This window comes from Variovorax sp. GW823-FHT04F07 (assembly GCF_058795995.1).
Map to the genome: position 1 here is coordinate 261949 of NZ_JBXAIG010000008.1, position 8457 is coordinate 270405.

The following is an 8457-nucleotide window of genomic DNA, read 5'->3' on the forward strand; positions in this document are numbered from 1 at the left end:
GGTCAGGCCAGCCGCAGAGGCAGGCTGCGCAGGCGCTGGCCGGTCAGCGCGAACACGGCGTTGGCCACGGCGGGCGCGATGGGCGGCGTGCCCGGCTCGCCCACGCCGCCGGGCGGCACCTCGGCGCCGGTGCCGGCGAGGATGTCGACCTCGATGGCCGGGCACTCGTCGATGCGCAGCGGCGTGTAGTCGTGGAAGTTGCTCTGCTGCACCTGGCCGCGCGCCACCGTGATCTCGCCGCGCAGCGCCGCCGACAGGCCGAACACGATGCCGCCTTCCATCTGCTGGCGGATCAGGTTCGGGTTGACCGGCAGGCCGCAGTCGATCACGCACACCACGCGGTGCACGCGGATCTGCCGCTCGGGCGTCACCGACACCTCGGCCACCTGCGCCACGATGCTGCCGAAGGCCCTGTGGATGGCCACGCCGCGCGCGCGCTTCGTGCCGTCGGGCCCGTCGGCCAGCGGCTCGCCCCACTTCGAGAGTTCGGCCACGCGCTTGAGCACCGCCAGGTGGCGCGCATCTTTCGCGAGCAGGCCGGCGCGAAAGGCCACCGGGTCCTTGCCGGCGGCGACGGCGCATTCGTCGATGAAGCTCTCGACGAAGAAGCCGTTCTGCGAATGCGCCACCGAGCGCCAGATGCCGGTGGTGACGGCCGATTCGACCGGCACGTGCGCCACGCGGGCCTGCGGGAAGTCGTAGGCGGTGTTCCAGGCGCCGTCGGTCGAGTTGTCCATGAACGACGGCGCACCCAGGCTGGAGCCGGCGCTGGTGGTCTGCCACGCGACCAGCGCGCCCGCCGCGTCGAAACCGGCCTTGCACAGCGCCACGTAGGCGGGGCGGTAGAAGTCGTGCGTCATGTCTTCCTCGCGCGACCAGATCAGCTGCACCGGCGCACCGCCGGCCTCGCGCGCGAGCTGCGCGGCCTGCACCAGGAAGTCGATGAAGTAGCGCCGCCCGAAGCCGCCGCCCAGGTAGGTGACGTGCAACGTGACCTTCTCGGCATCGATGCCCAGCGCCTTGGCGACCGCGGCGCGCGCGAAGCCCGGCGCCTGCGTGGGCGCCCAGACGGTGGCGGCGCCGTCCTTGAACTGCACGGTGCAGTTCATCGGCTCCATGGTGGCGTGCGCCAGGAAGGGCACGCGGTACTCGACCTCGATCGTGCGCGCGGCGGACTTCAGCGCCGCCGCCACGCCGCCGGTATCGAGGCGGGCGTTGCCTGCGTCGGCGTCGAGCGTGCGCGCGAGGCGGTCGATCATCTCGGCGCTCGACAGGCTCGCGGCCGGGCCATGGTCCCATTCGATGTCGACCTGCTTCAGCGCGCGCATCGCGTGGTAAGGCGTGTCGGCGATCACGGCCACGCCGCCCGCCGTGCTGCCGGTGCCGACGAGGCTCGCGGCCACGGGTTCCAGCGCCATCACCTTGCGCACGCCGGGCAGCGCCTCGGCCGCCTTGGCATCGAAGCGCGCGACGCGGCCGGCCAGCGTCGGGCACATGGCGATGCTGGCGTACAGCAGGCCCGGCGGCAGCACGTCGATGCCGTAGGTGGCGGTGCCGTTGAGCTTGCCGGCGTTGTCGATGCGCCGCTGCGGCTGGCCGATGACGCGGAAATCGGCTTGTGCCTTGAGCTTCACTGCCGTGGGCAGCGGCTGCTGCGCGGCCTTTGCGGCCAGCTCGCCGAAGCGCGCGCTGCGGTTGGAGGCCGGGTGCAGCACGCGGCCGGCCTCGGTGCGGCATTCGCTGGCGGGCACCTGCCACTGCGCGGCCGCCGCGCCCATCAGCATGAGCCGCGCCGACGCGCCGGCCTCGCGCACCGGCCCCCACTGGTCGGTGACGCTCGACGAGCCGCCCGTGCCCGAGAGCCCCGGGATCGTGCGCAACAGCTTGCCCACCACCTGGTGCGCCGCGCGCTTGCCGAAGCCCTCGTCGCCAGGCTTGAAGGGCAGCGCGTCGAGGATCATGGCCTGGTTGTTGTAGATGGCGTCGAAGCCGGCCTGCTCGAGCCGCACCTGCGACACCGAGGCGTCCATTTCTTCGGCCAGCAGCATCGCCAGGCCGGTGTGCGTGCCCTGCCCCATTTCCGATTGCGTCATCACCAGCGTGACGGTGTCGTCGCTGCCCACCTTGACCCAGCCGTTGAGCGCGACCTGCCCGTTGCCCGTCGGCAGCGGCGCACCGGGCACGAGGCGCGAAGCCGCCGGCGTGGCGGCCCAGCCGACGACCAGGGCGCCGGCGGCGCCGAGGGTGCCGAGCACGAAGTGGCGGCGTTTGAGTTGGGGCATGGCGTGGTCTTTCTTCGGTGGGTCTTGTCGTTCGTGCGGGAGGTGGGGTCGTCGTCAGGTCGTCAGGGCGGCACGGCGATGCCTTGCCAGAAGATCTCGAAACCGGCTTCGGCGTAGTCGAAGGCCGGCGCTGCGTCGCCCGCCTGCGCGATGTAGCCGACGGTGGTCTCGGCCATCGCCGTGAGCATCGCGCCCAGGAATTCCATCGGTCGCTCGACGACCAGCCCGCGCCGCATGCACTCCTGCGCCACCGCTTCCAGCCGCGCGAACGGCGCCATGCCGGCGGCGCGGCTCTCGTCGCTCAGTTCGTCGGACACCTTGAGCTGCGCCAGCACGCGCAGCTTGCCGGGGTGCGCCACGCCCCAGCGCACGTAGCGGTCCCAGATGTGGCGGAACTGGGTGCGCGGATCGGCGGCCTCGGGCCAGTCGGCCAGCATCACGCCGGCCAGCTCGGTCTTCAGCGCGCGGTACAGCGCGTCGGTCAGCAGCGCCTTGCTCGCGAAGTAGGTGAACAGCGTGCCCTCGGCCACGCCCGCGGTGCGTGAGATCGCCGAGGTCGGCGTGGCCCACACGCCGCGCCGGCCGAACTCGACCAGCGCCGCCTCGAGGATGGCGTTGTGCTTGTCTGCGCTGCGGGGTCGGGCCATGCGTCGATGGTCTCCATCGTTCGTTTAATTGAGTGCGCACTCAAGTATAGGAAGGCGGCGCCGATCCGCAAGCCCCGCGCGGCCCGCGCCATGCCGCATGGCGGAACCACGGCGCGGCGCGGCAGTCCAACCAGAGTCGTGGCGTCGTGCTGCGACAGGAGGTACGACCATGAAGCATGTGAAGCATTGGCAGGACCCCGTCAACGCCGTCGCCGGCGTGTGGCTGATCGTCTCGCCATGGGTACTGGGCTTTCAGGGCAATTCGCTCGCCATGTGGACCATGGTGGCGACCGGCATCGTGCTGGGCGCCGTGGCCTTGGGCGCGACCTTCGTGCCGCACCAGTGGGAAGAGTGGACCGAAGTGGCGCTGGCAGCCTGGCTGGCGGTGTCGCCCTGGTTGCTCGACTTCCGCATGGTCGAGCCGGCGCTGGTCAATGCAGTCCTCGTGGCTGCGGTGATCATGGTGCTCGCCCTCTGGGTCCTGGTGACAGACAAGGACTACCTGGGCGAGGCCCTCGACCGACCAGCGCACTGATGGGGAGAGAGCGATCCTGTGAGCGCCGAGCGGTGACCACCGCCGCGAAGCGACGACGCCCGGTCCGGTGTTCGCGCCGGTCGGGCCGACGGGCCAGGCAGGTTCCCATGCCCGCCCGCAACACCCGCCCCTTACGGTGTGCGGGAAGCGGCGTTGTTGTTTGAAGGGCTGTTGCCGGCCGGACGGGTCGCCCCCATCCAGTCGGCCTGCCAACCGCCGCCCATGGCCTGGATCAGCGCGATTGCCGCGGCCTGGCGATTGACCTGAAGCTGCACGAGCGCGCGCCGCGCGCTCAGTGCGGCGGCCTGCGCCTGCACCACGTCGGTGTAGCTCACCTGCCCCGCGCGATACCGGTTGAGCAACTGCTGCTCGGTCTTGTCGGCCGCTGCCGTGGCCTCGCGGCGCAAGCCTTCCTGCTGCGCCAGCGTGGCGCCGGTGGTCAGCTGGTCTTCCACGGTCTGGAACGCGGCCAGCACGGTCTGCCGGTAGCGCGCCACGCTGGCCTCGTGGCCGGCCTTGGCGGCATCGACGCTGGCGCTGATGGCGCCCGCGTCGAACACCACCTGCGCCACCGACAGGCCCAGCCCCCAGAGCGTGTTGGCCGCGCCGAAGAGGTCTCTCACGCGGCTGGCGTTGCTGCCGACCGAGGCCGTGAGCGAGATGTTCGGGTAGTAGGCCGAGCGCGCCACGCCGATCTGCGCATTGGCCGCGGCCACCGCGCGCTCCGCCGCCGCGATGTCGGGACGGCGCTGCAGCAGCGTCGAGGGCACGCCGGTCGGCACGCCGGGCACCGTGGGCGTCCAGCGCGCGGGCGGCAGGCTGAAGTCGGCCGGCGCCACGCCCACCAGCATCGCGATGGCGTGCTCCAGCGTGGCGCGCGTGCGCTGCAGGCCCACGCGGTCGGCCTTGGCGTTCACCAGTTGCGTCTGCGCCTGCAGCACGTCGGTCTGCGCGGCAATGCCGGCGGCGTAGCGGTTGCTCGTGATCTCGAAGGCGCGCTGGTAGCCGAGGATGGTTTCGTCGAGCAGCACGATCTCGGCGTCGGCCTCGCGCAGCGAGAAGTAGTTGGTGGCCAGGTCGCCGACGGCCGACAGCCGCGCCGAGGCCAGGTCGGCCTCGCTGGCCTGCGCGTTGGCCTGCGCGCTGTTCACGGCCTCGCGCAGGCGGCCCCACACGTCGGGCGTCCAGCTCGCACCCAGCGTGGCGCCGAAGGTGTTTGACGGGCTGGCCGAGGCGTTGCCGCCCACCGTGCCCGAGCGCTTGCCGCTGCCGTCGAAGGACACCGACGGGAACAGCCCCGCGCGCTGCTCGCGCACCAGCGCCTGGGCCTGCGTGTAGCTGGCGACAGCGGCGGCGATGTTCTGGTTCGACACCTGCACGCGCGCCGCAAGCTCGTCGAGCGTGGCGTCGCCGAAGAGCTTCCACCACTCGCCGCGGTCGAGCGCGTCGGCCGGCGCGGCGGGCAGCCAGCCGTCGGCGGCGGGCTGTTCCTTCCAGCCGGCCGATGCCGCCGACTCGGGCACCTTGTAGGCCGGGCCCACGGCGCAGCCGGCGAGCACGGCGGCCAGCGCGAGCGTGCTCAGCGCGAAGAAACGGCGTGAAGAACCGAAGGAAGAAATGGAGGCATTCATGGTCATGTGTCTCAGACGGCCGGGGCGCGGCTCAGCGCGTGTTCGTTCTTGCCGCGGCGGCGCAGCTTGTCCAGCAGCAGGTACACCACCGGCGTGGTGAGCAGCGTCAGCAGCTGGCTCGCGATGAGCCCGCCGATGATCGCCACGCCCAGCGGCCGGCGCAGCTCGGCGCCCTCGCCGAAGCCGATGGCCAGCGGCAGCGCGCCGAGCGCGGCGGCCAGGGTGGTCATCAGGATGGGACGGAAGCGCAGCAGGCAGGCCTCGCGCACCGCCTCGAGCGGGCTCAGGCCGCGCGAGCGCTCGGCCTCCAGCGCGAAGTCGATGATCAAAATGGCGTTCTTCTTCACGATGCCGATCAGCAGGAACACGCCGATCAGCGCGATGATGGAAAACTCCATGCGGAACATCAAGAGCGCCAGCACCGCGCCCACGCCGGCCGAAGGCAGCGTCGAGAGCACCGTCACCGGATGCACCAGGCTCTCGTACAGGATGCCCAGCACGATGTAGATCACCACCAGCGCCGCCACGATCAGCATCGCCTGCTGCCCCTGCGACTGCTGCGCGCTCAGCGCGGTGCCGGCAAAGGCGCCGCGCACGTTGGTCGGCATGGCGATGTTGGCCTCGGCCTTGGCGATGGCCTCGCGCGCGTCGCCGAGGTTGGCGCCCTCGGCCAGGTTGAACGAGATGGTGGTGGCCAGCTCGCCGTCCTCATGGCTCACCGACGTGGCCACCGACTGCTCCTCGAACTTCGCCACCGCCGACAGCGGCACCAGCGCGGTGGCCGTGTTGCTCAGCACGTTGCCGGTCGAGGCGTTGCGCGAGCCGGCGTTGGCCGACACCGGCACCGTCGCGGCGGCGGCGCTGGCAGACGTCGTCGTGCCGCCCGTGGACGTCGTGGCCGCCACCTGCGTGGTCACCGCCTGCCCCGCCACCACCGAGGTCTTCGTGGCCGGCACGTACACGTCGCGCAGCGCGTTCGGGCTGCGCGTGTAGCCCGGCGCCCATTCCATCACCACGTGGTACTGGTTGAGCTCGGTGTAGATGGTGGCCACCTGCCGCTGGCCGAAGGCGTTGTACAGCGCGTTGTCGATGGCGGTGGAGGTCAGCCCCAGCCGCCGCGCGCTGTCGCGGTCGACCTTGGCCACCGTCTCCACGCCGTTCTGGTCCTGGTCGGTGTCGATGTCCGTCAGCGTGGGCTGCTGCTTCATCTCGTCGGCCAGCTTCACGGCCCAGGTGCGCAGGTCGGACAGGCTGTCGCTCTTGAGCGTGTACTGGTAGGTGGAGTTGCCGGAGCGCCCGCCCGAGCGCACGTCCTGCACCGGGCCGAGGAACACGCGCAGCCCCGTCACCTGCGCCAGCTGCGGACGCAGCCGCGCGATCACCGCCAGACCGCTGTCCTTGCGCTGGCTGGCCGGCTTCAGGTTGACGAACATGAAGCCGCCGCCCGCGCGCCCGCCGCCCGTGAAGCCCACCACGGTGTCGACCGCCTCGTCCTTGCGGATGATGTCGACCACCTCGCGCAGCTTGGCGCCCATGGCCTGCGACGAAATGCTCTGGTCGGCGCGCAGGCCGCCGTTGAGCTGGCCGCTGTCCTGCTGCGGGAAGAAGCCCTTGGGCGCCGCGCTGAACAGGTAGACATTGAGCCCCACCACCGCCAGCAGCACGACCATGACGATCGCCTTGCTGTCCAGCGCCCAGTCGAGCGCGCTCTCGTAGCGCTTGAGCATCCAGTCGTAGCTGCGCGCCGCCGCGCGGCCGAAGCGGCCTTGCGGCTTGTTCTTGTCGTGCTCGCCGCCGGGCTTGAGCATCCACGCGCACATCATCGGCGTGGTGGTGAGCGAGATGACCAGCGAGATCAGCACCGCCGCCGACAGCGTGACCGCGAACTCGCGGAACAGCCGCCCCACCTGCCCGCCCATGAACAGCAGCGGAATGAACACCGCCACCAGCGACACGCTGATCGACAGCACCGTGAAGCCCACCTCCTGCGCGCCGAGCAGCGCCGCCTTCATGCGCGACATGCCCGATTCGATGTGGCGGCTGGTGTTCTCCAGCACCACGATCGCGTCGTCCACCACGAAGCCCGTGGCCACCGTGAGCGCCATCAGGCTCAGGTTGTTGAGGCTGAAGCCCAGCAGGTGCATGACCCCGAACGTTCCCAGCAGCGCCACCACCGTGGCCACCGCCGGCACCACCGTCGCGCGCACGCTGCGCAGGAACAGGCTGACCACCAGCACCACCAGCAGCACCGCGATGACCAGCGTCATCTCCACCTCGCGCAGCGAGCTGCGGATGGAGTTGGTGCTGTCCGAGGCGACCTGCAGCGTCACGTCCGGCGGCAGTTGCGCCTGCAGTTCGGGCAGCAGCGCACGCACGTTGTCGACGGTCTCGATGATGTTGGCCGAGGGCTGGCGCGTGATCAGCACGATGATCGCCGGCTCGCCGTTGAACAGGCCCAGCGTGCGCGTGTCTTCCACGCCGTCGATCACATCGGCCACCTCGCGCAACCGCACCGCCGCGCCGTTGCGCCAGGCCACGACCATCGAGGCGTAGTCGCTCGCGCGCAGCGCCGGGGTCTGGGTGTAGATCTGCAGCTTGCGGCCTTCTCCCTGGACCATGCCCTTGGGGCGGTTCGCATTCGACGCCTGGATGGCGGCGCGCACGTCTTCGGTGCTGATGCCGTAGCGGTTGAGGGCGAAGGGGAGCAGTTCGATGCGTACCGCGGGGAGCGAGCCGCCGCCGATCTCTACGTCGCCTACACCGTCTACTTGCGACAGGCGCTGGCTGACGATGTTGGAGACGGCGTCGTAGATCTGGCCTGGGGTCTTTGTTTTGGACGTGAGGGCCAGGATGATGACTGGCGACGCAGCCGGGTTGGCTTTGCGGTAGGTGGGGTTGCTTCTTAGCGTGGCGGGCAGGTCTACGCGGCTGGCGTTGATGGCGGCCTGGACTTCTCTTGCGGCGCCGTCGATGTTGCGGCTCAGGTCGAATTGCAGGGTGACTCGGGAGGAGCCTACGGAGCTGGTGGACGTCATTTCGTTGACGCCTGCGATGGTTCCCAGGTGCCGTTCCAATGGCGTGGCGACGCTGGTTGCCATCGTCTCTGGGCTTGCTCCTGGGATGGAGGCTCTTACCGAGATGACTGGATAGTCGACTTGGGGGAGCGGGGAGACTGGGAGGACGAAAAACGCTGCGATTCCTGCCAGGGCGATGCCTATGGTCAGGAGGACTGTGCCTATGGGGCGGCGGACGAAAGGACGCGACAGGTTCATCGCAGCGCCTCGTTTTGCTTCCCGAGGCCGGGTCTCGGCCCGGCGGCCGACCTACTTTTCTTTGCTTCGCCAAAGAAACGTAGGCAAAAG

At 70.4% G+C, this 8457-nt stretch carries 5 protein-coding genes; 1 reads left to right on the plus strand and 4 read right to left on the minus strand.

All coding sequences use genetic code 11. The features are described from left to right. Positions 1-2: 2 nt before the first annotated feature. Positions 3-2282 (minus strand): xanthine dehydrogenase family protein molybdopterin-binding subunit, encoded by a 2280-nt coding sequence (locus AC1RAA_RS28605; RefSeq protein WP_492727801.1) that lies wholly within the window; start codon positions 2280-2282, stop codon positions 3-5. 62 nt (positions 2283-2344) lie between these two features. Then, positions 2345-2929 (minus strand): TetR/AcrR family transcriptional regulator, encoded by a 585-nt coding sequence (locus AC1RAA_RS28610; protein ID WP_492727802.1) that lies wholly within the window; start codon positions 2927-2929, stop codon positions 2345-2347. A gap of 169 nt (positions 2930-3098) precedes the next feature. On the opposite strand from AC1RAA_RS28610, the gene AC1RAA_RS28615 reads away from it, so the two are divergent. Further along, a complete protein-coding gene (locus AC1RAA_RS28615; RefSeq protein ID WP_062474873.1) occupies positions 3099-3464 on the plus strand; it encodes an SPW repeat protein in 366 nt (121 codons plus the stop codon). 131 nt (positions 3465-3595) lie between these two features. On the opposite strand, the gene AC1RAA_RS28620 is transcribed toward AC1RAA_RS28615, so the two are convergent. Both AC1RAA_RS28620 and AC1RAA_RS28625 read right to left on the minus strand, forming a co-directional pair. Next, positions 3596-5095 (minus strand): efflux transporter outer membrane subunit, encoded by a 1500-nt coding sequence (locus tag AC1RAA_RS28620; protein WP_492727803.1) that lies wholly within the window; start codon positions 5093-5095, stop codon positions 3596-3598. Positions 5096-5106: 11 nt separating this feature from the next. Further along, a complete protein-coding gene (locus AC1RAA_RS28625; protein WP_492727804.1) occupies positions 5107-8367 on the minus strand; it encodes an efflux RND transporter permease subunit in 3261 nt (1086 codons plus the stop codon). Between the last annotated feature and the right edge of the window lie 90 nt (positions 8368-8457).